The organism is Microcoleus sp. PH2017_12_PCY_D_A, assembly GCF_020738565.1.
Lineage (GTDB): Bacteria > Cyanobacteriota > Cyanobacteriia > Cyanobacteriales > Microcoleaceae > Microcoleus.
Window position 1 is genome coordinate 15,108 of the sequence record NZ_JAEQCI010000060.1, and the last position, 22,529, is coordinate 37,636.

At 44.9% G+C, this 22,529-nt stretch carries 23 protein-coding genes and 1 pseudogene; 12 read left to right on the plus strand and 12 right to left on the minus strand.

Features of this window, described 5'->3' with window-relative positions:
• Positions 1 to 88 precede the first annotated feature (88 nt).
• From JGK39_RS18225 to JGK39_RS18240, 4 genes are all read right to left on the minus strand, one after another.
• Entirely contained in the window at positions 89 to 511 is a 423-nt protein-coding gene (locus tag JGK39_RS18225; protein ID WP_293297010.1) for a GGDEF domain-containing protein, read from the minus strand.
• Positions 512 to 790: 279 nt separating this feature from the next.
• Positions 791 to 1,792, minus strand: a complete 1,002-nt coding sequence (locus tag JGK39_RS18230) for a hypothetical protein (protein ID WP_293251909.1) — start codon at positions 1,790 to 1,792, stop codon at positions 791 to 793.
• A 717-nt stretch (positions 1,793 to 2,509) separates the two neighbouring features.
• Complete coding sequence (queC, locus tag JGK39_RS18235) at positions 2,510 to 3,184, minus strand: 7-cyano-7-deazaguanine synthase QueC (protein WP_293251911.1); 675 nt, start codon at positions 3,182 to 3,184, stop codon at positions 2,510 to 2,512.
• A gap of 106 nt (positions 3,185 to 3,290) precedes the next feature.
• Positions 3,291 to 4,673 (minus strand): cytosine deaminase, encoded by a 1,383-nt coding sequence (locus JGK39_RS18240; RefSeq protein WP_293251913.1) that lies wholly within the window; start codon positions 4,671 to 4,673, stop codon positions 3,291 to 3,293.
• A gap of 443 nt (positions 4,674 to 5,116) precedes the next feature.
• On the opposite strand from JGK39_RS18240, the gene JGK39_RS18245 reads away from it, so the two are divergent.
• The 4 genes and pseudogenes from JGK39_RS18245 to JGK39_RS18260 all read left to right on the plus strand — a co-directional run bounded on the left by JGK39_RS18245 (position 5,117) and on the right by JGK39_RS18260 (position 8,699).
• Complete coding sequence (locus tag JGK39_RS18245) at positions 5,117 to 5,365, plus strand: hypothetical protein (protein WP_293251915.1); 249 nt, start codon at positions 5,117 to 5,119, stop codon at positions 5,363 to 5,365.
• Between the two features lie 99 nt (positions 5,366 to 5,464).
• On the plus strand, positions 5,465 to 5,785 hold the full coding sequence (locus JGK39_RS18250; protein ID WP_293251917.1) for a hypothetical protein: 321 nt from the start codon (positions 5,465 to 5,467) through the stop codon (positions 5,783 to 5,785).
• A gap of 35 nt (positions 5,786 to 5,820) precedes the next feature.
• Entirely contained in the window at positions 5,821 to 6,903 is a 1,083-nt protein-coding gene (locus tag JGK39_RS18255; RefSeq protein WP_293251919.1) for an adenylate/guanylate cyclase domain-containing protein, read from the plus strand.
• Between the two features lie 548 nt (positions 6,904 to 7,451).
• Positions 7,452 to 8,699, plus strand: a pseudogene (locus JGK39_RS18260) (URC4/urg3 family protein).
• 395 nt (positions 8,700 to 9,094) lie between these two features.
• Here JGK39_RS18260 and JGK39_RS18265 read toward each other — a convergent pair.
• Both JGK39_RS18265 and JGK39_RS18270 read right to left on the minus strand, forming a co-directional pair.
• Positions 9,095 to 9,538, minus strand: coding sequence for a helix-turn-helix domain-containing protein (locus tag JGK39_RS18265; protein ID WP_293251923.1), 444 nt, complete (start codon positions 9,536 to 9,538; stop codon positions 9,095 to 9,097).
• A gap of 147 nt (positions 9,539 to 9,685) precedes the next feature.
• Complete coding sequence (locus tag JGK39_RS18270) at positions 9,686 to 10,261, minus strand: DUF4360 domain-containing protein (RefSeq protein WP_293251925.1); 576 nt, start codon at positions 10,259 to 10,261, stop codon at positions 9,686 to 9,688.
• A gap of 727 nt (positions 10,262 to 10,988) precedes the next feature.
• On the opposite strand from JGK39_RS18270, the gene JGK39_RS18275 reads away from it, so the two are divergent.
• Entirely contained in the window at positions 10,989 to 11,135 is a 147-nt protein-coding gene (locus JGK39_RS18275) for a hypothetical protein (RefSeq protein ID WP_293251927.1), read from the plus strand.
• Between the two features lie 310 nt (positions 11,136 to 11,445).
• On the opposite strand, the gene JGK39_RS18280 is transcribed toward JGK39_RS18275, so the two are convergent.
• Both JGK39_RS18280 and JGK39_RS18285 read right to left on the minus strand, forming a co-directional pair.
• Positions 11,446 to 13,365 carry a hypothetical protein gene (locus JGK39_RS18280; protein WP_293251929.1) on the minus strand — a complete coding sequence of 640 codons (1,920 nt, stop codon included), beginning with the start codon at positions 13,363 to 13,365 and terminating at the stop codon, positions 11,446 to 11,448.
• A gap of 38 nt (positions 13,366 to 13,403) precedes the next feature.
• Positions 13,404 to 14,645: a glycosyltransferase family 4 protein gene (locus JGK39_RS18285; protein WP_293251931.1), complete on the minus strand. Its 1,242-nt coding sequence runs from the start codon at positions 14,643 to 14,645 to the stop codon at positions 13,404 to 13,406.
• Between the two features lie 76 nt (positions 14,646 to 14,721).
• Between JGK39_RS18285 and JGK39_RS18290 the strand changes: the two genes are divergently transcribed.
• Both JGK39_RS18290 and JGK39_RS18295 read left to right on the plus strand, forming a co-directional pair.
• Positions 14,722 to 15,192, plus strand: a complete 471-nt coding sequence (locus JGK39_RS18290) for a tetratricopeptide repeat protein (RefSeq protein ID WP_293251933.1) — start codon at positions 14,722 to 14,724, stop codon at positions 15,190 to 15,192.
• Between the two features lie 126 nt (positions 15,193 to 15,318).
• Positions 15,319 to 16,275, plus strand: a complete 957-nt coding sequence (locus JGK39_RS18295) for a glycosyltransferase (RefSeq protein ID WP_293297012.1) — start codon at positions 15,319 to 15,321, stop codon at positions 16,273 to 16,275.
• A gap of 61 nt (positions 16,276 to 16,336) precedes the next feature.
• Here JGK39_RS18295 and JGK39_RS18300 read toward each other — a convergent pair whose 3' ends face one another.
• The 3 genes from JGK39_RS18300 to JGK39_RS18310 form a co-directional block, all read right to left on the minus strand.
• Entirely contained in the window at positions 16,337 to 16,618 is a 282-nt protein-coding gene (locus tag JGK39_RS18300; protein WP_293182407.1) for an antibiotic biosynthesis monooxygenase, read from the minus strand.
• Between the two features lie 110 nt (positions 16,619 to 16,728).
• Positions 16,729 to 16,959, minus strand: a complete 231-nt coding sequence (locus JGK39_RS18305) for a type II toxin-antitoxin system PemK/MazF family toxin (RefSeq protein ID WP_293297021.1) — start codon at positions 16,957 to 16,959, stop codon at positions 16,729 to 16,731.
• Between the two features lie 40 nt (positions 16,960 to 16,999).
• Positions 17,000 to 17,191 (minus strand): hypothetical protein, encoded by a 192-nt coding sequence (locus JGK39_RS18310; RefSeq protein WP_293156198.1) that lies wholly within the window; start codon positions 17,189 to 17,191, stop codon positions 17,000 to 17,002.
• A gap of 170 nt (positions 17,192 to 17,361) precedes the next feature.
• Between JGK39_RS18310 and JGK39_RS18315 the strand changes: the two genes are divergently transcribed.
• Entirely contained in the window at positions 17,362 to 18,060 is a 699-nt protein-coding gene (locus JGK39_RS18315; RefSeq protein ID WP_293251937.1) for a diacylglycerol/polyprenol kinase family protein, read from the plus strand.
• A gap of 186 nt (positions 18,061 to 18,246) precedes the next feature.
• On the opposite strand, the gene JGK39_RS18320 is transcribed toward JGK39_RS18315, so the two are convergent.
• Positions 18,247 to 18,396, minus strand: a complete 150-nt coding sequence (locus JGK39_RS18320; protein WP_293297014.1) for an isochorismate synthase — start codon at positions 18,394 to 18,396, stop codon at positions 18,247 to 18,249.
• A gap of 500 nt (positions 18,397 to 18,896) precedes the next feature.
• On the opposite strand from JGK39_RS18320, the gene JGK39_RS18325 reads away from it, so the two are divergent.
• The 4 genes from JGK39_RS18325 (at position 18,897) to JGK39_RS18340 (ending at position 22,452) form a co-directional block, all read left to right on the plus strand.
• Entirely contained in the window at positions 18,897 to 20,300 is a 1,404-nt protein-coding gene (locus JGK39_RS18325; protein ID WP_293251941.1) for a nicotinate phosphoribosyltransferase, read from the plus strand.
• Between the two features lie 346 nt (positions 20,301 to 20,646).
• Positions 20,647 to 21,246, plus strand: coding sequence for a nicotinate-nucleotide adenylyltransferase (locus tag JGK39_RS18330; protein WP_293251943.1), 600 nt, complete (start codon positions 20,647 to 20,649; stop codon positions 21,244 to 21,246).
• Positions 21,207 to 21,956: an NUDIX domain-containing protein gene (locus JGK39_RS18335; RefSeq protein WP_293190239.1), complete on the plus strand. Its 750-nt coding sequence runs from the start codon at positions 21,207 to 21,209 to the stop codon at positions 21,954 to 21,956. Before JGK39_RS18330 ends, JGK39_RS18335 begins: the two co-directional genes overlap by 40 nt.
• A gap of 202 nt (positions 21,957 to 22,158) precedes the next feature.
• Positions 22,159 to 22,452 carry an isochorismate lyase gene (locus JGK39_RS18340; protein WP_293251945.1) on the plus strand — a complete coding sequence of 98 codons (294 nt, stop codon included), beginning with the start codon at positions 22,159 to 22,161 and terminating at the stop codon, positions 22,450 to 22,452.
• Positions 22,453 to 22,529 lie beyond the last annotated feature (77 nt).

Below are 22,529 nucleotides of genomic sequence, written 5' to 3' on the forward strand. Positions count from 1 at the left end.
TATAAACCCGCCCCGGCATTATCGTGGAGGGGGCGGGTTCGCCAAGGTATTTGAAAAAAACAATAAATCCTATAAACCCGCCCCGGCATTATCGTGGAGTAGATACTGTCAACGGAAAATTAACTTTTACATAACTGAGATCGCTCATACTAAAAAATCTTTCCAATGGCGGAAGATGAGAAAACTTCTGATTAACTGCTTTACAAATTTGCATTGCTAGTAAGACAACTTCTGCCATTTTTAAATTATTTATAATAATAATAAATTCCTCTCCACCTGCTCTAAAGACATCTATGCCATCGGGTAAATTTTGGCAAATCAACTTAGCAATCAGTTTCAGTTTTTCATCCCCTTCCGCATGACCGTAGCGATCGTTGAAATATATGAATCCATCTATATCTATCAATATTATCGCAAATTCGGTTCCGTCGCCAGCAAATTGATCGAAGCGAGTTTGCATCAGTCTTCGATTACCCAATTCTGTAAAGCTATCAATACCTGAATAATTCATCTCCCAACAATCCTTTTAAAATTAAATAATGAATATCCAAGTCACTAACGTATAAGCTGCGTCCGACTTGAAGCGAGTAGGAAATAATTAGGGTTTGACTCTAGTAGAGAACCCTACGAACTTCGGAGCGAGCGGCGATCGCAAATATGTCGATCGGCTTTTAGTCAGATTAAATGCAAAACTAAATTCAAAATGAACAGGACAATAACTAATGTTGGAGGAACAAGCTAAAGTCCTTTAATATCAAGCTTTGTGCTGTTCGTAAGAGTTTTTGCGGTATCAACGATTTGGGAAAACTTCCTCTGAAAACATACGGCGCAGAATTTCGTAGAAGGGTTCACAATACTGTGCTTGTTCGGGTGACAGACAAGCCCCAATCTCCTTACGCAGTAGGTGAGTCATCTGGCTGACGAGTTCCCAACTGACATTCAGTCGAGGGTAAATCATCACGCACAGGGGAAACAGTTCGGTTTCTAGCGCGTGCAAATTGCCTTCCAGCAAACAAACCCACATATAAACCTGAAACATCTCGACATCGCGAACACTTGATGTACGGATACGTTCACTGTTGAGAAGCCCAGAATAACAGCGATAGCGTGGGTAAAGTTCATTTACCCGATCGACTACCCGTTCAGCAATATAGCTCATCTTCGACATTAGCAGGCGAACAGATTGCAGCGGAATCGAATTCGGTGGATGCTTGGCAGCCGCTTGGTATGCGCGTTGCAGTGGCATATATAAATGATCGTCTAGCATCTTGACGTAGCTACCAAAGTTCTCCTGTTCTCCCTCGGGAAGCAATTCCATCAACTGCGTTCCAGTGTAGTGATACTGCATCGCCACAAAGCCAATCACGCGGGGGTCAATTGCTGTAACGTGCTGTCGGACTTGTCCGAGAACTGGACTCACCTTGTTGACTATACGATAGGGCGACAGTTGCTGACTGTAGGCTTCGATCGCAAACTTATAAACTTGATGAATACCACCAGAAATATACCAGGGATCGATCAGATCCGTATCTATAGCGTGTTCAACTAAGGTTTCTGCCAATAGGTAGTCAGTTTTAGTCCAGGATTTTGCACTCACAGAACGCAGGGATGTCAACATTTGTTTTGCCATTCCGATACGCCGTCGTTCGACAAATTTCTCCTCACCCACAATCGTAGCGGCACCGCTTTTCATTTGTTGTAGATACTTTTGCGCGAAGGAAACAGATAAGTCTACCGAAGGTGACAGCGGATCGAATGATGTGGAGCTGAGCAAAGAAGGATTAGTAGTCATTGATTTAGTGTTCATCATGTAATGGTTCAATTAGGATGCTTCCTGAGTCGCAAATTCATTCTTTATCAGCTACAATTGTGCGAATGCCGGAGTAGATTGGATCTAAAATTTGGTAGCAAATGATGGCGATAATAGCGATCGCTCTTGTTTGTTAAAGCATTCGTTCTTAACTATAATCTCCTAAAACTCGAATAGCCAATCGTATAAATACTGAAAAAATATTATATTTTTCGCAGCCATCTGCGAGTCAATACCGTACTTGTAAGTAGACTTTCCAATTAAATAGTTGGCTGACTTTGTGCAACGCCTATATACCGCGCTGGTAAGGCAAAATAACGGCCATATTCGCTGGAATTTATCTCCTTGTTTTGCCTAAATAACGAAGCTAGAGACTGTTATTGTTCAAAATCCGCCTAAAATTGCCTGATTTAACGATCGTGCCAGACAGTGCTGGCTTTATGTACTCAGCACTGTCTGATGTAGTAAATTTTAAATGCACAAAAAACAGAAAATCCCTATTTTCTTTGATATTTTTTCATATTTCAAGCAAGGAAAATTGCTCTGAGAGCTTGGTTTCACAATCAAAACGCTGAAACTTGAGGAGACTGCTGGGGTGCGGCGCTGTTCAAAATCAACCTGTCTGTATTGCAAACCCTACAAACTGGTGAGTTGCGGTGAGTTAAAAAATCAATTGGTGCGGATTGCCAACCTGCAATATTAAGCGTAAGGCACCGGATCTTTTAATCCCAATTCGTCAAAAGCAGCCAGCCGCAGCAGACAAGAATCGCAAACGCCGCACGCACTTTCGCCGCCTGCATAGCAAGACCAAGTTTGCTCCCAAGGCACTCCCAACTTGTTGCCCAATTCAATAATTTCGGTTTTTTTCAGTTCGATCAAAGGTGTGACAATATTAATAGCTTCTCCTTCTCTTCCCTGCTTGGTTCCCAAGCGAAATACTTCCTGCATTGCTTGGATGTAATCGAGGCGGCAGTCGGGATAGCCGGAATAATCTAAAGCGTTGACTCCAATGTAAATTCGCTCAGCTTGTAGGGTTTCGGCGTAGGCGAGGGCAAAGCTGAGAAAAATTGTATTTCTAGCTGGAACGTAGGTAATGGGGATGTTTTGCGACATTTCTGCAAGGTTGCGATCGATCGGCAATTCCATCTCATTATCCGTCAAAGCCGAACCGCCCCACAGCGTCAAGTCAAAGTTTACCACCTGATGCGCCTTAACCTGTGCTGAAAGTGCGATCGCCCGTGCTGATTCCAACTCCCGCCGGTGCCTTTGCTGGTAGTCAAAGGAAATCGCGTAACACTCGCAGCCGTCGGCTTTGGCTTGATACAAAACAGTTGAGGAATCCAGCCCTCCCGACAATAAAATAACTGCTTTCACTTAAAACATCCTCGATCGCATCAGGTTTTATATTTATATCAAATTTGTTGTCACTTGACAAGATAGGACGGCGGTTGAAACCGCGTCTACACGAACAATGTGTTCTTCAACCCGCGCACCATCCGGGTTTTGTTTCTGTCGCTGCGGTTTCAACCGCCGAATCTTCCTGCAACAAGTCGTCTAGTTCGCGGTAATCGGGCAAAATTGTATCAATTTCTCTACCCTGCCGCAAAACTGTGCGATCGCGCTGCGATCTAGATAACAATTCGCTAAAATTCCGCGCCTTAAACAAAATCAAATCTGCGGGTAAACCAACTCCTATTCGTCCCAAATTCGGCAATCCCATTAAGTCGGCTGGTGTGGTTGTGACTGTACGCGGCCAATTTTCCCAAGGCCGATCTAAATGGGCGATGCGGACTGCCATATTCAAGACTTCCAAAACATCGCGATCGCCAAATCCGTAAAACGGATCGCGACAATTGTCGCTAGCCACTGCGACGGGAATTCCTGCTGCTTTAAGTTGGTGCAGCAGCGTCACTCCCCGCCAGCGCGGTGTACGCCCAGATTGTCTGTCTTGCAGGTAAAGGTTGCACATCGGCAAGCTGACAATGCCAATATTTGCTTTTTTGACTAATGTCAAAGTTTCTGTTACTAAGTCTGGCGGTTGTACGGCTAAACTACAGCAGTGTCCGCAGATTATTTGACTTGCAAATTCATGGCGGATGGCGGTTTTTGCTACTTCCCGCAGTGTGGTTGATTTGGGATCGTCGGTTTCGTCGGTGTGGAAGTCGAGGTTTAAACCGCGTTCTCGGGCTAAGCTAAATACGCGATCGAGTTGTTTGTTTAAATCGGGATTCATGTAGGCGACGCCGCCGAGAATGCCGCCGATTTGGGCAATTTTGTCGGCTAATTTTTCGCCTGCGGGTGTCAGGTAATAGTCGAGGGAAACTAGGGAAACTGCTTGCAAACTTAGCCGATCGCGCCCTTCGGCCTGCAACGCTGCAAATACTGCTAAACTAACGGTTCCCTGTTCTCCTGCGCTGTCGATGTGAGTGCGGATCGCGTTGGTTCCGTGGGCGTAGCTGCACTGGAGGGCGAACTGCATCCGCCGGTAAACATCCTCTGCATTCCAGTGTTTTTCGGCATCAGCGCGTACTGTATCGATCGCGCCCGCAAAAGTTCCATCGGGATTGGGCGATCGTTCCCAGATGTGTCCTTTATCCAAATGCGCGTGCATATTCACAAAACACGGGAAAATTAAGCCGCCTTGCAAGTCTACAATGGGGATATCTGGAAGTTGGGATAAAGGTTCCGTAGCTGTGGGGATGATTTGGGCGATCGCGCCGGCGGCAATTTCCAGATCTACCAGACAAAAATTGCGATCGGCTGTTGTGGTGATAGTAGACGCTGAATTGGCGATCGAGTTCATCTCTAGAAGAGATGCGGGTACGCGACCATTTTTTAGCAAATAAGATGTACTTGGAAACATTAAATTTCTGATTTGGTATTTTATTTACAATTAAAAATTACCAGTTATTACTATAGCAACTATTGCTGAAATTGTGAATATCTCTCTATTTTTATATATTCTAGCTCCTCTGCGCCCTCTGCGGTTAAAAAAATCTTATTCAAAAATAAAATAGATAAAACTTTTATAGAAACTTAAGTTAAATATCTAGCTTTATTATTGTCGTCTAGCCATCAGCCATCAACCACAAATGACATTTTTTCATTCGGGTGCTAATTAATGACAAAGTTATCAAAGCTAGTCGTAATTTGGCAGTAACTAAGATTGCGATCGATCCAGTATAATATTTGCCTGAAATTGTGAGGCATATCGGCGTTAAATAAAGCGTTCTCCGCCGTGTAATGTTCGATCGAAGAGGCTGTATGTTCTCGGATTTAGTGACACGGCCAGATTGACACGTTTTCTTGCCGCCAATAGGTGGAACTACGGTTTATATTCTTGGCAATATCGCGAATATTTCTTACCCACAGAAGCAGTTGGCGGTACGGATAGACCATGAATGCAACGGTTCTGACGTGTTTAGTTCGGATATCTGCACTTGTTGCTGTCCAGATTTGGTACGCTGTATCGAAATTTGCATCCAAACGGCACAATCCGGCGGTTCTGGGGTATTGTTTATTTCCGCAAAAAAGGCAGAGCTTTGGGAAAATTAACTAAGTTTTTGGTGTACAATGCCATAAAAAGGCTCGAAGGTGGCGATCGCCCTAATGCGTATTTTACTTGCACGCTAATGTGTTGCACGAGTTCAAGATATGCAGTTTCAAGAACTAATGCCAGACGTGGTGCACTGGTTAGATATCCCTCGCATTGACCGTTTAGTTTCCATAAGCCATCTCAAATACAATGTTATTATCAATTCTGGCATTCAAGTAGTCGATCGCATCCCCATTCCCCAAAATTGGATTCCCGCAGGCGCACAAGTCGAAATCGCCGCCAAAAAAGCCGGCGGCTACTACAGGCCAGACCCTGTGCCAGATGCTACAATTCTTGCAGAAGCGATCGGACGCGATGCAAGGAGATTGAAAGGCAAAAAATGCAAATGTCGGCGAACAGTTGCATCTTTGCCAAATTAAATTTATTACTGGTTTTTGATCGGTCAGGGTAGGTTATGGCTAATTTGCGTTCTACTGTTATCGTAAAAACAGATATTTGCGGATATACCGCCCGAGTTAAAAAATTATCTCAGTCGGACTTAAGTAGTTTGTTGAACGAGCATAAAACTTTTATTTCAGATATTAGCACCAGAAATGAAGGAAGTTTGATCAAAGGAGAAGGTGATTCATTTTGGCTGATTTTTCCCAGCGTCACAGCAGCCGCTATGGCAGCCTTAGAAATGCAGCAAGAATTGAGAACCCAACAATCTAGCAAATCGAACGACGAACGATTAGCTATTCGCGTGTCGATTACCTTGGGAGATGTCTTGCATCAAGATAAAGATATCTTTGGCGATACGGTAAATTTAACAGCGCGTATAGAATCAGTAACTCCCCAGGATGAAATATATTTGTCCCAAGCAGCATGGCTGGCCCTCAACAAAGCAGAAGTGCAAACATCTTTTGTCAACGAGTTTTCTTTGAAAGGAATGAGCGAACCTGAAAAGGTTTACAAAGTTGACCAAAGTTACAAGACGCGAATTGTGGAAAATCAAGCAATAATTAAAGCCGACTTGAGAGGTTTTATAGCTTATCAAGAATCTAATTCCATCAGAGACGTTGAATATTTGCTCACCAACTTCGATACTTTTGAAAAAACAGTTTGTGAAGAATATGGCGGCACAATTCGGAGTATTGTTGGCGATTCCCATTTGTTGACTTTCCCAGAAGCTCACTCAGCCTTAGCCGCCATGGAAAGTTTGTGCGAAAATTGGAAACTTTTTATACACGGCCATAAAATACCTTGCGGTTTGTCTGTGGGAGTTGCTAAAGGAAATTTGTATATATTTCGGTCTTGCACTTACGGAAAAGATATTAACATCGCCGACAGGCTGGAAGACTTAAGTAAAATAGTATCTCCGGCTACCGAAAAAAATTCGGTAATAGTTTCCGATCAAATAAAACGGGAAGTCAGTGGCTCGAAGTGGGAATACAAGCTGATCAAAATCGATAAAAATGCGATCTTAGATAATCTGTTAGATTACAGTCAGTTTGACTTTTTTCAGGAAAATGATGTTTACCGATGTTTAGTGGTTTGACACTCCGCTGCCCTTCTACGATAGTTCGTAGTGCGTCCTGGTGTCCGCAACATGAGAGCGGACACCAGGACGCACTACCAACAAATCTAATTACGGTTAAGGGATCGGACACGATATAACCCTCTTTCGTGAGATAGTGAGGGAGTTGAATTTTTTGTTGATAGTTTCCCCTCTCTAACTGGGTTTATCGAGTCGTAGAAACTCCGAAAAGTTCGATCGACTACTTTCAAGCTCTGTTGAGCTATATCAGTATTCAACTGTTGATAGTTCTCGTTTCCCTAGAAGTAGTAATAGTTACACTCGTAGCGAAGGTGTTTGCCAGATTGGAAGCAATACACTCAGACAGTATAAAACCATACACCGTAAAGGTTTTGACTCAACCGACAGAGTTCTCGCAAGGTGTTAAACTCTTTGGTAGCAAGTCCGCGCATCTGATTTTTTGAGTCAGGTACATAGAACTTTCCCTAGAAATATGGCTAGTTCAGCACAAGCCTAGCCAAAATGTAAAGCCGTGCTTCTAGCACGGGTTTTCAAACCCAAAATTTTCGATGAAGTTGAATAATATTGAGCTAGAGGCTGTAGAATATCTGAGAACGCCGGCTGCGATTCGCCAAAAGTGCGATCGGCTTTTTAACTTAGCCTCCGAAAATAAACTCAATTTCTTCTGTGTCGATTTATCCCAACTCGACAAAGTAGCAAATTATGTAATCGACACAACCCGCCAACAGTATCCCGATTTTAATATTCCGTTTCACAGTCAGTGGCGGCATTTTGAAGCTGGCAACCAACCGCGACTCACCCAATTCGATGCAGCTTTAACAGAATTTTCCCTCATAGAACAAGCTAAGATCAAATTTGATTTAGCAATTGTCAGCGTTTTACTCGGTGCGGGTGCTGGCGCAGATTGGCAGTATTGTGAAGCAGAAACCGAACAAATTTACCGCCGTTCAGAAGGGTTAGCAATAGCCACTTTTCGGATGTTTTGTCAAGGTGTTTTTTCCAGCAATCCAGATTTTCCTTGGCAAGCTGATTTTCGCGGACTTTCTCAATTAAAATTAGAAACCTTAGCGGCCGGATTTCAAGTAAGTCGAGACAATCCGCTAGTTGGTTTAACAGAAAGATTAGAATTGTTGCAGCGTTTGGGGAATGCAATTTGCCAACATCCATTATTGTTTGGCAGCGAGAACCAGCGTCCCGGCAATTTGGCACAATACTTGCTTGACAGTCGGGTTTCTGGAATCAAAACTGTGGATTGTGCTGAAATATTGAGCGCTGTTTTGACAGGTTTTGGGGAAATTTAGCCGGGAAGATATGTCATTGGTGGCGTTAATTTAGGTGATGTTTGGCGGCATCGGGCTTTGCAAGGAGAAAATCTGGGAGATGAATTTGTGCCGTTTCACAAACTCTCGCAGTGGTTGACTTATTCGCTGTTGGAACCGCTACAAAAACTCGGTTTGTACGTCGTCGGATTGGACGAGTTGACGGGATTGCCGGGGTATCGTAACGGCGGTTTGTGTTTGGATATGGGGCTGCTACGGGCACAAGATTCGGCTGTTTTTCAACGGAGGTATTTGCCGGGTTCGGAAGTTGTAGTAGAATGGCGATCGCTCACGGTGATTCTTTTAGATAAAATTGCCACAGCTATGGGAGAAAAGCTGCATTTGAGTGCGACAGAATTGCCGCTGGTGAAGATTTTGCAGGGAGGAACTTGGGCGGCGGGGCGGAAAATTGCGACAGAATTGAGGGCTGGTGGAGTACCGCCAATTCACATTGAAAGTGACGCGACTGTGTTTTAGAAGGAAGAAGGAAGAAGGAAGAAGGAAGAAGGAAGAAGGAAGAAGGAAGAAGGAAGAAGGAAGAAGAAATAAGGTTTGTAGTGAGGACTTTAGTCCTCAGACTTTTATGCGGACTAAAGTCCTCACTACAAACCTAATATCAATTTTTAAAGGTCATGTAACAGTAGCTAAAGCCGATCAAATGTAATCCCATCCGGTTAGAGATACTATTGTTATTGTTAAAAAGCATTCAATATAAGTGCAATGTTTTTATTTAAAAGTATCACAATTATCATAAATCCTACAACTCAGTTATTGTTTTATGTGCTGCCATAGCCGAGCGATTGAATTCAATTCTAGGCTGTATAGTGCTTGTTAAAAACTCAGTATACTGCATCATTAACTTTTTTGTTACTCTAATGCTTTGGTACTTTTAATTTTGCTTTCATGCGATAGTGTAAATGCTTGTGCAATGTTTGATATTTAACTGATATTTGATAGTTGTCTTCTACCCATGCCACAATTTCTTTGTAAGTTGTAAACTCACAGGAATCCTCACTTAATTTTTTGGCAATTCCTGCTATTACTGCTGAGGGAATTATTCGGGGTCTACCAGTCGCTTGTCGTATTTTCAACAGTTCTGGCAGACCACCATCACTATATTGTTTCAACCATCTATGTACAGTAATTCTATGTACACCTAAACGTTCAGCTACATCTGTAAGGCTTTGGCTGTATCCAGTCTTTAACCAATAAAGTGCCTGAATTTTTGAGCGATTAGTCAAGGCTCGTTGCTGCGACAGAAGTAGTTTTAATTCGTTGGCTGTTAAATCAATTCTTTCTTGGTAGTTTACTTTCATCGAATATTCCTCAAAGCCTAAGCATCATTGTAGCCTATTTTTCGGGAAATTATATAAGTCTTAGTAGTTATCATTATTCGCACACCGATGACCCGATTTCTGTACGAAACCGGGCCATCGGTGTTATGTTTTTTTTAGCGGTTATGCTTAGCGGCAAGTGCGATATTTGACGTGATAAACTAAACCGCGATGGGCTAAATCGAAGGAGTCAACGGTTGCTGTGCCGGCACCGCGGGCTGTCATCGCAGCATTGACTCGCATATTTACACTGTCGCCGCAGCGAGACCAAACATCTGCTACAGTGGCTAGGCTATCTCGAACGTTGTAGTTCGTTTCGCCGTTGAAAGTGCGAGAAAAAACGGGGCCCTTGGTTCCAGCAAAAAAGTATTCTGCTCTGAGGTTTCCGCTGGTTTTAGGAGCAACGTAACCGCGATAATCGGCATCGTAGATCGAAATTTGGAAGCCTTGGGGTACTTTGATGGGAATGCTCAAATTGCAGCTTTTCCGGGTTTCTGATGAGACATTTCCTTGGGCTACAAATTTATCAAATAGGATGCTGAGTTCTTGACCGTCGGGGCTGACGCTGACGCTGGCTGAGCGGTCTGGGCAACCGCTACCGCCGTAGCTTGCACCTAATATTTGAACTGATGGAGTAGCAGCAAGGGCGGGGCTGATAGCAGCAGTGGTTAATACTGTGGCTAGCAAGAGTTTTACAAATTTCATGGAGGTTCTCCTTAATAAGTTAAGTTGTGTGTTAGAAGCAGCCTAAAAAATTTAAACTGAATTTAGGTAAGGTTTTTTAAACTTGGATGTGACGGCATTCCTCTTGAGAGATGAAAAGCTGTTCAAGCCAAGCTGATTACCTCAATTGCAGATAAGAGAGCAGGTTTTTTCGATTGGTGAATTAATCGAAAAAAATGTTTTCTGGTGATACTTTCTAAGATTCATATCTGTTGGTGAATGTTCCGGAAGATTCTTGTGCGAAACTCCGGATATGCGTTATTGGGCTGTTTTGGAGCGGGAGACAGCGAGGGAGACCAGTCGGGAGGCTTTTGGGGCGGATCTGCGTTCCCGTAGGGCTATATTGACCGGGACTTGGAGATGCGCCGATCGCCTTTATTGCCCTTTGTAAATTGAATTAAATATATTTTTGCTGTATATGCTAATACATTCATTTAACAAAACTTTGTTAACATGAATCTTGGTTTGATATTGCCATAATTTGTAATTTGTTACATTCTTATGTCAGGAAAAACCTATATATAGCAAGGATTACAGGATTCTTAAGATTTTATTCACAAATTGCATTATCAAGATGTATTTACTGCATCTAATCGTTAAATTCTATGTATTTAGTATAACTAATGGCAGCAATTACTACATAAAATAGAGGTATGATGCTGACTGATTACGATCGACTAATAACTTTTTTTGAACGAGGAAAAAAACAATGGAGACTACAGCACAGAAAGAAGCCCCACATCAGCCTGTTGAGGAAGTGAAAATTAACGATATCAACAGCTTGGAGTTTGAGCTTTGGGCTAAAGCGGTCAAACGACAGATGATTGCAGCACTCTCGAAAAAGAGCGCATTATAACATCTCGGGTTTTTTGTGTGCAAGTGGTGTAAATTAACTTAACAAAATTGTTGTCTGCATTGTTGTCCGATCTCTATAGGGGGAGATCTAGAGAAGAGGGGGAGAGGGGGAGAGGGGGAGAGGGGGAGAGGGGGAGAGGGGGAGAAGAAAACTTTTTACTTCTTCCTTGTTTTGAACGCACGGGTGGCCGGAAACTGGGTTTTTTTGCGGAAATACTTCTGTTGCGACGGGCAGAAATGGTGAAAAAACAGGTTTCTTTGTGCCAAGAGTGCGTCCGTGAATTTTCCCTCTGCCGAAGGTTTTTCCAGGATTACGATCGCTTGTCAACCGCTGCTAGCAACCGCAGATTTCCGTCTTGAATCTGCACTGCTTTCACGGTTCCCACAGCGACTCTTTGTTGACCGTTAGCCATCGCTACCTCTATCTTAATCTTGGGGTCAGCCTGCAAGCCCAGGCGCCCCCACAACCACTTGATTTGAGTAGCAGGAAAAGAGCGGACTTCTACATCTGCAAAGGGGGGATTAACCCAGCGGGTTCCGTCGTAAAAACTGGCTACTTGTACCTGATACCAAACTTGTTCTCCGGTCAGTTTTAACTCGTTTTTCGCTTCTGGTTCCAGCCACTCAGCGGGATTGATACTGCTAATTAAAGTAGCAGAACCCATAATTTGACTTTTGTGGTCTTCTAAATTTTCAGCTTGAGAAACTGCTTCCTCAAGTTTATTGACCAAATTGCGAATTCTACTTCGAGTTTCGCTGTCAGTATCTGGTTGCTGGTCGAGCCAATTCATCGCTTCGCGAGTTCCGTCTTGTGAGGCTACAATCAGGGTGCCCCAAGCTTTGACATCGGCGTCAGCGGCGTTGACTCTCAAGGCGGCGTCTACGCGGTTCATGATCCGTCCGCCTTCATTTTTGAGCGTTGTGGCAATTTCGTGAGTGTTGCTGGGATCGGCTTCAAATACTTGCAAAGCTTGACTCCAGCGGCCGTCGATTAATTGTGCGAGCACTTGTTGGCTGGGACTGGCCCAAGATGCGATCGCCTGAGCACGGGTAATTTTAGCATGAAATTCGATCGTCTCTAGTTGAGCTTGGGCGACTGCGGGCCAATTCTGACCGGCTTTGGCTTTAGCCGATCGCATGACATTTAATCCCGGAGACCAAAGTCCGCTTTTTGCCAGCCGCAGCCCATTTTTATAAGTCTGGTCATTGAAGGCAAATTCTTCTAAGGAAATCGCGGTTAATTGAACTGGGTTCGGCAGAAATTTGCGCGGGCCAATTTGATAAATGGTAAATTGCGGTTCTAAACCAATTGTTTGGTCGATCGCCAACTGGGGGTTTTGCCCCTTAACAATTTGCTGCCAATTCGGCGCTTGTCCACCTGCACTCGCCCAATCCAACAGCGAGATTAAATGATTTTGACTGGGGTTGTAGCGAACGACTTGTCCGTAGGGAATTTTCTTGTCGCCCCGCACGAGTTTACCGCTGACATTAAACCAAATGCCCAATTCGGGGGGCTTGCCGTCAAAGCGGCGGAGTTCTGTCAGCGGTAGCGACTGATTTGAGGCTTGATTGTTGGACTCAGAGTCATCCAAAGAAGCAATGACAAAAGATTCCGCCGGGCCTTCTATATTGACTGAACTGGCTAGCTGAAAATACTGTACGGTATCGGAATCGCGATCGGGAAGTTGCACCCGCTTGTACACGCGAAGTTCGACAATTTGACGGCAAGGATTTTTGCAAACTGTAGAAGCATTAACTGTTCTTTCTACCATCACCGGCAACAGCAAATCGGAAATAGAATTATCTGCGGATTTCTCAACAGGAAGCGGCAGGGGTTCGCCGGTGATGAATCCCAATTTGCGGATGCTGGCTTTGATTTGATCGAGAGTTTGGATGGTATCTCTGCTACCTGTAGGCAAGCGCGACCATCCAGGTACAAACTGAGAGATCAATCTGTTGCCGTTGGGATCGACAATTAGCTGGTAACTCAGCCAAGCGCCGCCTCCCATCAAAGCTGCACAGCCGCACAAGACGCTGAGGGCTGTCAAATTAGCTACGAGTCTTTTCCAGGGATATCTGGCGGGAGTTGGGGCACCGGGTATGGGAAGCTGGGACTCTTGAAGTTTTTTGGCGCGTCGGTTTTGGCGGCGGCGTCTTGTGGGAGGAGGAGCAACTTTGGGATTTTCTGGGGGTTTGGGTCGATTTTTTGAGGAGTTTATTTTGTGTTCCATCGTCGAAATTTTAGAATTTAGATTTTAGAATTTAGAGTTTAAAATTGGAATAGCCGATCGTACTGCCGACCTATGATATCCCAGGTATATTGGCTTTCCACGAGCGATCGCGCCCTCAGAGACAGTTCCTGTCTTAACTGATAATTTTCAAACAAACTGGTAATCGCCTCAACATACTCCTGAACTTCGTTTGCCCGCAAGGCCCTTGTCGGGGAAAGCCCGCCACCGGCGGCTAAACCTTCCAAACCTCGATCGCTAGCAACTACAGGCGTTCCCGCAGCCATCGCCTCCAAAGTTTTATTTTTAATCCCAAAACCAATCCGCATGGGCACCACACAAACAGCAGCCTGATGCAAATATTCTGCCACCCTTTGCACCCTGCCTACTACTTGAATTCCCGGAAGTTTCCCCAAGGCGAGGACTTCGGGGACTGGCGAGGTACCGACTAGGGTGAGGGTAGCATCGGGATACCGCTGCTGCAACTTTGGGAGTACCTGCAAACTGAGAAACCTGGCCGCGTCTATATTGGGCAAATTGTTCATGGCGCCTGCAAAGATTAAGGTGTGTCCTCCTGGATCGATCGCGCGATAGGGAAATTCTGCCAAATCCACGCCGTTAGGAATCACATCAATGGGAGGTACAAAAAAATCTGCTTTCCCTCCGAGGCCCTCCGAGGACAGCAATTCTAGGAGTTGCTGCTTATCTGTGGATGTGGTGGCGACAATGCGGGAGAATTTGGTACAGTAGCGTTTTTCGTAGCGGGCGAGTAGCGGTAAATTTAGTCGATCGCGCAGAGGGTTTTGGGAAGTCCCGGTAGCTAACATTTCCCTGCAAGTTCCCCAAACGGAACTGTGAATGTTTGCAACTGTTAGCAGTTTTTGCCGCCATTCTGGACGCACGTAAATCTCGTTAACGCTGTGTTCGCAGGTAACAGCATCGCATTTGCCTGCTATGACTAAATTGTCTGCCCAATTTTGCATTGCTTGAGAGTAGCTGGAGAGTACGTTCGGAGGCGTCCCGGACAATAAAAATTGACTAAAACGCCGGATTTTTCCAGTTATCCCGGTTGAAACTGTCCCAGGAGTCTCAAAAACTGCCAATTCTGTGACTTGCCCTCGCAATGCGTCGATTTGTGCATCGGTGACATCGGGCGATCGCACAGTACCGAGAATTACATCATGCCGCCGGCTCAAGTATTGCAACAAATTAAATGTCCTTACCTGAGTTCCTCCGCGGCTTGGCGGATAGGGAAAAGTCGAGGAAAGCATTAAAATTTGCATGGGATGTTGAATAAATAAAGTTGCCGCTGTCGCGATAAAATTGATTGATAAAACTTTTTTAACAATCTTCCCACCTATGGACGAATTATCTGTTAAGGCGCTGCTCGAAGACTTGAAAAAGTCTGACGAAAGCGTGCGCGATCGGGCTACTACAGAACTCTGGCGCACTTGGTTTAACCAAAAGGGTGAGTACGGGATGCAAGTTCTCAGGCGATCGCAAGTTTCGCTAGATGCAGGAGATGTTCGGCACGCTTTGGATTTGCTGACAAAACTGATTGCGGAAGCGCCGGATTTTGCTGAAGCTTGGAACCGGCGGGCCGTACTTCACTATACCCAAGGAAATTATAAAAGGTCGATCCAAGATTGCGAAACAGTTCTCCAACTGAATCCGGTGCATTTTGGGGCATTGCACGGTCTGGGTTTGTGCTACGCTGCTCTGGGAGAATACAGAAGTGCTATTCGAGCTTTTCGCCGCGCTTTGGAAATTCAACCTTTTGCTTTGGTGAATCAAAGGTTAATTCTTGAATGTACGGCTCGTTTAAATTAAAATACATAGCGCATAGGGCATTGGCCAAACAGGGCATTGGCCAAACAGGGCATTGGGCATTGGTGGTTTCTTTCCCTGGACTGAAGTGCGAATTTTTTCCACAATCTAAAATTGAAAATAGTCGTAGTGCCGAAAATTAGTGTTTGCATTCCTACTTGCAATCGAGTGAATTTGCTGGCTAGTGCGATCGCCAGCGTGCTAGATCAAACTTATACAGATTTTGAATTAATTGTCTGCGATGACGGTTCGACGGACACGACTGCGCTGTTGATGTCGGAATTTGTCGATCGCCCGATTCGCTACATTCGCCACCCGCAGAATATCGGTAAAAGCAATAATATGCGATCGGGCTTTGCAGCGGCTAGGGGCGAATATTTTATCAAGTTTGACGATGACGATCGCCTCAGCGCGCAATTTCTAGAGCGGACATCTGCTATTTTAGATAAAAACCCCAGCATTGATTTTGTTAGTACCGACCATTGGGTCATTGATATCAACAACAACATTGACGAAAACCAGACACAACTGAATTCGCAGCGGTGGGGCCGCACTGAGTTGTCGTCTGGAATGATTGAAGATTTACTTGCTACAGTTTTTCTGAGACAAAGTTTGCAAATAGGCGCAACTTTGTTTCGACGCCGCGCGCTGGAAACAGTCGGATTTCTGCGGCCGAATTGGCAAAATTGCGAAGATAACGATTTGTTCGTAAGACTTGCAATTGCGGGCAAAAAGTGCTATTACTTGCCCGAGCTGTTGATGGAGTATCGATTTCATCCAGGACAGCAAGGATGCGATCGGGCAATTCCCTATTTAAGCGATAAATTGCGCTATTTGACCAGCTACGAATTTGAGTCCGAGAAGTTGGAAACAGTCAGGCTCAAGAGGATTGCAGAAACTCAATTAGCGCTTGGTTTGCGGTTGATTGAGGTGGGTGAAACGGCAAAAGGGCGGCGGATGGTGCGAGCTGGAAAGTCGGTTTCTGAGGCGAAAATGTGGGCGGGTTTGGGATTGTCGCTGCTGCCCGAAAAGTGTCGGGGGAGGGCTTTTGCGGCTGTGCGGGAATTGTTGAAACGCGAGTTGTGAAAGATGAAACGGCGGTTGAAACCGCCGAGTCTTTTATACTGACATTATACGAATGCGTCTTTCACAATACTCCTGACTCTAATTGGTCTAAATAGATAAATTCAGGAGCTTTGACTCCCGCTTCCTCTCTAATTTTAACCAATGCAGGCGACTCAAAAAATGCCCTGGCATCTGCTGTTGATGTCCACGCGGAGAAATGAACAATTTTGTTGGGTTCATTCTCATACTTCAAAACCTGATAGGAGCGCTCGCCAGCTTCTTTGCGGATATTTGCAGCATTGTCAAATACCTTTTTCCAAGCTGCATAATTTTCGACTTCATGAATAATTAAGACATATTGCATAGCAGTCAGATTTTCTGATTATTTCAAAACGTCAAGGGTTCGGCTTACTCCTCTTCTTCCTCAGCACTGTCCTCTTTAAATCCCAACCACAAAAGTATTACCTCTTCTACTTAAAGCATTTTCTCGGATGTCAGACTTCCCAATTTGCGTAGAAGCTTTGCATGAGGGATTGTAATCATATTTTGTACGTCAAATACTCCTTCTCGGAGGAACTTATTTTTGACTTTTACCTCAAATCTTGAACCGCGTAGACTTGTTGTATGTGGCACTAGAGTAGCTAAGGCCCGGTCTTGATTTAAAGCAGGAATACTCACGACCAAACATGGTCTGACTTTCGCAATATAACCTAGATCGACTAATCATATTTCACCACGATCTGGACTATTCATATACGGATTCTTCCTCATCTAACTCTAGAAAAATTCCCTCAGCATTCAGAACTAAATCGTCATCAGACAGGGGCGGAAAGTCTAAATCGACAGTCCGTTTCAAAATTTCCAATACCAAATCTAACCGTTCTGAGTCTGTTAATCGCTCAAAGGTATTCAAGAGTTCTTCTACTAAAATAGTCATAGCTTTTTCCCTAGACTTGCTTATAGCATAGCACAGGTTTTAAGTAGACCAACCTAAAAAAACATAACAGCCAGCTCCCCGCAGCACTTTAAGGCTGCGGGGTTCTAACATCGATCGCGCTTTCCACTAAAGTAGTACACAGTGCCCGATCGCAGTTTTTCCTAAATATCGTGTTTATATTGTCTGAAATTCCGACTGTCTGGTTACAAATTTCCCTCGTGGGAGCCTGGTTGGGCGTGATTTTGCTGGTGGCTGAAGGGTTAAATCGCTTTACTGCTGTCGGTGCCGAGGTATCGCGCAAGGTGGTTCACATCGGTACTGGAAACGTGATTTTGCTGGCTTGGTGGCTGCAAATACCCGACTGGGTGGGGATTTCGGCTGGTTTTTTGGCTGGTGCGATCGCCCTAATTTCCTACCAAGTGCCGATTTTACGGAGTCTTAACAGTATCAACCGCAAGAGTTTCGGGACTTTTTTCTATGCTGTGAGTATCAGCCTTCTCGTCGCTTGGTTTTGGCCGATGCAACATCAGGAATACGCTGCTTTGGGCATTTTAGTGATGACTTGGGGGGACGGATTGGCCGCTGTCATCGGGCAGAAATACGGCAAACATCTTTATCGAGTTTGGGGAATGCAGAAGAGTTGGGAAGGTTCTGCAACTATGTATTTGGTGAGTTTTGCTGTTAGCAGTTTGATTTTGCTCTTCGTGCAAGGCAATGTTTGGCAAACTTGGGCGGTGTCGGCTGTTGTGGCTTTGGTTGCTGCTACTTTGGAGTCGGTGTCTAAGTTGGGAATTGATAATTTGACTGTACCAATCGGCAGCGGGGCGATCGGCTTTTTCCTAAATCAATTATGGGTAATGGGTTCGTAGTGAGGACTTCAGTCCTCATAAAAAGAAGGACTGAAGTCCTCACTACAAACTTATAACGGCAAAACCCCAGCTAAACAAAGCTTAGCTGGGGAAAATTCAAGATATTTCAAAGTAGTTGAAAAATTTACCGTTATTGTGTGAGACGAATGTCTTTGCCTACCTCGCTAGAAAAGCCCGATCGGCTTTTCATCTTTCCCATTTAGAACCTTTGGGTGGCTTACGTTCAAAAGGCTGAACGCCAGTAGCCGGATAATCGTCATCGCTCCGTCTAAAAATTCTCGATGCAGCTTCCGAAACGTAACGCATTGCGCCTACCACAGATTTAGAAAGATTCATAAGAACCGCCTCTCTTTTCTGGCTGTTGATACTTTATAGATTAGTCTGAGTTTCTGCCCTGCGATCGCTCTAGCAATATTTGTTTGAATTACTTATTAGTCTGCAACATCGAAGCAAACTGAAGCTTTTATAAATTCAGTGTTTTGGACGATCGCCCCAGTCTCCTGGTATATTTTTCTTTGCTCAACCCAAACAATCACAACCTTCAGAAACCAGATTTTTCAAGGCTGTTTAACCGCTGCAACGAAATATTTTCCTCAAATTTCCTCAAAAAACCGCGGCGATCGAGTTCTTTGGGTTAATTGCTGAGATTGTTAAGTTAGTCGTTTTAATTGATTCTACCATAATAGATATCCGGCAATCAACCTCAAACTCTCTATTTAACGCGGTTATCAAGAATTTGCTTAGATGGTGTCAGCAATCTTAATCAAACCTTTACAAAAATATATGGTATTTATTACTATAATTAAGAAAACAAAGTTTGTCCGGGGTTTTTAGCTATGAAAACTGCGACAGAAAGCCTGCACCTCACAGGTTTTGAGGAAATCTTAGAAGATCGGGAATTGACGGTTTCTCCAGCAGATTACAGCCTGTTGACCGATCTCTACCAGCTAACGATGGCGGCTTGTTACGTCGGGGAAGGCCTCGACGATCGCCCTGCGAGTTTTGAATTGTTCGCGCGGAGGCTACCAGAGAGTTTTGGTTATGCGATCGCCATGGGTTTAGCCCAAGTTCTAGACTATCTGGAGAAATTGCGGTTTTCCCCGGCGCAAATTCAGGCTTTGCAGTCCACCGGAATTTTTGCTGGGGCCCCGGAGCGATTTTGGACTCTACTCGCCACAGCCCGCTTTACTGGCGATGTTTGGGCGGTACCCGAGGGGACGGCGGTATTTGCCAACGAACCTCTATTGCGAATCGAGGCTCCTCTGTGGCAGGCTCAGTTAGTCGAAACTTATTTGTTGAATGCGATCAATTATCAAACTTTAATTGCGACGCGGGCTGCGCGGCTGCGAGATGTGGCGGGCCCGGAGGCTAAGTTGCTGGAATTTGGGACGCGCAGGGCTTTTGGGCCTCAAGCTGCTGTGTGGGCGGCGAGGGCGGCTTTGGCTGCTGGGCTCGATGGTACTTCTAATGTTTTGGCTGCTTTGAAGTTGGGCCGCAAACCTGTGGGTACTATGGCTCATGCTTTGGTAATGGCTGTGTCGGCTCAAGAAGGCAGCGAAGATGAGGCGTTTGCAGCTTTTCACCGCTATTTTCCCGGCGCACCGCTATTGATCGATACTTACGATACTGTGGCGGCGGCGCGGATTTTGGCATCGCGAGCAAACAGCGGTGAAATGCCGTTGCAAGGCGTGCGGCTGGATTCGGGGGATTTGGTAAAATTGTCGCGGGAAGTGCGATCGATCCTTCCGGGGGTGCCAATTATTGCTAGCGGTGATTTGGACGAACACGAAATTGCTAAATTAAAAAGTGCCGGTGCTTGCATTGACGGTTACGGTTTGGGAACGAAGTTGGTCAGCGGTTCCCCTGTCAACGGTGTTTATAAGTTGGTCGAAATAGACGGGATGCCCGTGATGAAAGAGGCCAGCGGCAAGGTAACATATCCAGGAAGAAAGCAAATTTTTAGAACCGTGAAAGATGGAGCAATTATCGGCGATTGTTTGGGACTAACAGTAGAAGAAAATCATAATTTTGCTTCTCGCATACCATTGATGCAATTGGTTGTCAAGGATGGCAAACGAGTCCAGGAGCCGGAAAGTTTGGAGGCGATCGCCAAACGAACTGCGGCTTCTGTCGCCAGTCTGCCTGCACAAACTCGCCAACTAAATAACCCGATTTCGCCGCCAATGGAAATTTCTACCGATTTGCAGAGTCTAACTCAAAAAACGAAAAAGAGTCATTAGTTATTGGTCATCATTCATCATTCATTAGTTATTGGTGTCAAGTTCCGACTAAAATTCATGAAATATCTCGCTTCTACAAAGCGTCTAGATCCCCCTAAATCCCCCTTAATAAGGGGGACTTTGAAAGCTTACAGTCCCTCCTTTGTGAGAGGAATTCGATCGCTCTTGTCCCCCCCTTTTTAAGGGGGGTTAGGGGGGATCGAGAGGTTAATCATCAAACAGCAGGCTTTGAACTACGTTTGATAATTAAGTTGACACCCTTGGTTTATTAGTATTTATTTCAACTCCCAATGCCCAATTCCCAATGCCCAATTCCCAATTCCCCATTCCCCATTACCAATTCCCTATGCAAAAAATTGCCTTGTTTGGAACCAGCGCCGATCCGCCGACAGCCGGACACAAAACAATCCTGAATTGGCTTTCTCAGCATTTTGATTGGGTAGCAGTTTGGGCGTCGGACAATCCTTTCAAGTCGCACCAAACATCCCTCGAACACCGATCGGCAATGCTGCTGTTAATCATTCAAGAAATTAATTCGCCCAGACACAACCTTTGCTTGCATCCAGAACTCAGCAGCCCGAGGACGCTAGAAACCGTGGAACAAGCAAGATTGCAGTGGCCGGATGCAGAGTTGACGATGGTAATAGGCTCCGACTTGGTGGGACAACTGCCTCGCTGGTACAAATTTGAACAGTTGTTAAAAGAAGTAGAGTTGTTGATAGTACCGCGCCCTGGTTATCCATCAGAACAGTTAGATTTGTGGCAGTTGAGGCGCATGGGTGCAGAAGTGGCGATCGCATCTTTGAACGCTCCCGATGTTTCTTCAACTTCCTATCGCGAAACAGGAGACACCGAAGCCCTAACTCCGACTATCGAAGATTACATTAATCGGGAGCATTTGTACGCATGGCACGAGGCACAAAAAAGAGCGAAGGTTGCTCGTTAGCTGACTTTAAAGTAGGAGTAGATAATGTAATTTTCTCCGTCGATACCGTACAGAACCGCTTGTTAGTGCTGTTGGTAATGCGACAAGACGAACCATTTATCGATTCTTGGAGTCTTCCCGGTACTTTGGTACGGCACGGAGAGTCTCTGGAAAATGCAGCTTACCGGATTTTGTCGGAGAAAATTAGAGTAGAAAATTTGTATCTGGAGCAACTGTATACTTTTGGAGAACCCGGGCGGGATCCGAGAGAATTCACCAGGGGCGATCGCTATCTTTCGGTGAGTTATTTTGCTTTGGTGCGGTTTGAAGAAGCTGAATTGATTGCTGGAAGTGTAGTTGCGGGCGTCGGGCACCGCGTCGGCGGCATTGCTTGGTATCCCGTCCAACAAGTTCCTAAGCTAGCCTTCGATCACAATCAAATTCTCGAATACGGATACCGGCGACTCCGCAACAAACTTGAATACAGTCCCGTAGCTTTTGAAGTTTTGCCGGAGCTTTTTACTTTGAGCGATCTGTATCAATTGTATACTACTATTTTGGGGGAAAATTTTTCTGATTATTCTAATTTTAGAGCTCGATTGTTGAAATTGGGCTTTTTGTGCGATACCCGTGTTAAGGTTTCGCGAGGTGCAGGGCGCCCTGCTAGTTTGTACCGCTTTGATGCTGCCGCTTTTGCTCCTTTCAAAAATAAGCCGCTAGTGTTTATATAGCTGTTCCTTGGATGACCTCGCCTAAAAATGGCAGCCACCGACGCTTGCTGAGAAGCGATCCCCAAATTTTAGACTAAGAGTTCAATTTCTCAGATTAATTCGTAGAGTCAATCTAAAATCTAAAATCTAAAATCTAAAATCGACTGACATTCCGAGTTCAATTGAGTAACATGAGAAAACAAGCTATTGAGGAGTGCAGCAGATGAAAAATCCTGATGAATGTGCCAATATTCACGAGGTTCGCGAGGAAATTGATATCATCGATCGAGAAGTGATCGATGCTTTGAGCAAGAGATTTCAATACGTCATCGCAGCAGCCCGGTTCAAAACGAGTGAAGCTAGCGTTAGAGCGCCCGATCGCTTTCAGGCTATGTTACAACAGCGACGCGAGTGGGCTTTGGAATCGGGTTTGAATCCTGATGTGGTAGAAAATATTTACCGGGATTTGGTAAATTATTATATTGAGGAAGAGTTGAAGCATTACAAATCTGAGTAATGTTGGCCTATATTCAAATCTAGGAGTATAGGAAATTGAGTCCGCCCGCGCGGACTGCTAGCAAGATTTATTAAGTG